We start from the raw sequence: 1482 nt of genomic DNA, 5'->3' as shown, positions 1-1482 counted from the left end.
CATATGCAGTAATAGTTACCGAAAACGGGGTTATGGTATTACAAATTATATTATCAACTTTAAAATTGGTGGTTCCTTTTGCAGCGTCAGGAACAACTGTTGTTAAAGTAGCCAAACCGGGAACCACAGGCTGTTCTGCTCCAAATGCGTAATAATGGTAATCTTTATTTACCGTTACCACAATGGTTTTAACGTTAGCCGGAATTGCATCTTCAATATTTACTTCTAACTGACCTACTATTCTGCTTAATGTAACGGCCTGGTTAATATCACCCTGTACGGTTATTTTAAACTTGCCAACAAATGTATCCCCCCAGGGAAACACAGCGGCACCAGAATTATTATTGTCTGCATAATAATATAGATAATCACTACCAACCGCAGCATACCCTAATACACTTTTTAACCTGGCTTTACCTGCACCAATTCCAATAGTGTAAGTCCCGGCTGGCAACTTATCCGAAATAGTACCGAAATTACTCGCGGTTGAATCTATATTAAATGCGCGAAATACATTTCCAGCAGCACCATAAACAACGTATCGAATAGATTTAAAATAATCATTGGTAATTGGTATCGGCGTTGCATTTGTTTTTACACCGTTTACTTTTATTTTATGGCCGGTTGCGTTGGTTATTAATTGGGTAGAAYCCGATAAGTTAAATTTTATATCATAAGTTTTAATATCAGGGTCTGTACCAGAACGGTGATCTTTTTTACAGGAAAAAGCAAAAAAGCAAACCAATAATAAGAGAGGCGCGTATTTTTTCATCGGTTTAGTTTTATTTTGAGAGGCTAACTTATTCTTAAAATGGGTTATTACTATGAGTTCCATTCCAGCTGGTATCAGCAACAAGCTGAAAACCGTTACCAACAGGATTACCTGCACCGCCAAATAAATTCCCGGTTAAAACTGTTCTTTTATTGGGCATGTACATTACATCGGCTACTACGGCTCTCGATATACCACTATAAGCTTGACCTGATGAGCAATAAAGTGTTACATCTGATTTAGGAAGAGCCAAAAAAGGTTGACTGCTAACTGTATAATTTAAGGCACCAATATCTGTGGGTGTAAAAGTACTCCTTAGCTCTAAGCCGCCAATTGTCCTTGCGGCAGTACCACTACCTATATAAAATTTATTAGCAATTTTTGTAACAGTGATACTCAGTGTTTTAGCATTTGAGGGGATAGCATCTTTTATTACTACCTGCATTCCTGAGGTTATCCTATCCAGGTTAATGGTTTGCGATGCATCGCCAGGAATTGTTAAGGGAACTTTTTTATAAAACGCATCTTTATTAAATGGTATGCCTTGATTTGAAGGATTATATGTTAATATATCTGTGTTTAAACTGCTACTATCAACAGCAATATCATTTGACAGTGCTAAACCTGTTTTTCCGGCTGCTACTACTATGGTGTAATTTCCGATAGTTAACCCCTCTGTAAAGGTTCCAAAACCGGCATCGGTTGATACC

Annotated in this window: 2 protein-coding genes; both read right to left on the bottom strand. The window is 37.5% G+C overall.

Translation table 11 applies throughout. The features are described 5' to 3' along the window. A partial coding sequence (locus tag AC1DRQ_RS31500; protein WP_477430079.1) for a hypothetical protein occupies positions 1-772 on the bottom strand: 772 nt, incomplete at its 3' end. A gap of 34 nt (positions 773-806) precedes the next feature. Beyond that, positions 807-1482, bottom strand: a 676-nt coding sequence (locus AC1DRQ_RS31495; protein ID WP_477430077.1) for a FimB/Mfa2 family fimbrial subunit, incomplete at its 5' end; no start/stop codon positions are given.

The sequence above is a fragment of the Mucilaginibacter sp. P4_E8 genome, from assembly GCF_056401495.1.
This window is presented reverse-complemented; position numbering and strand designations above follow the sequence as displayed.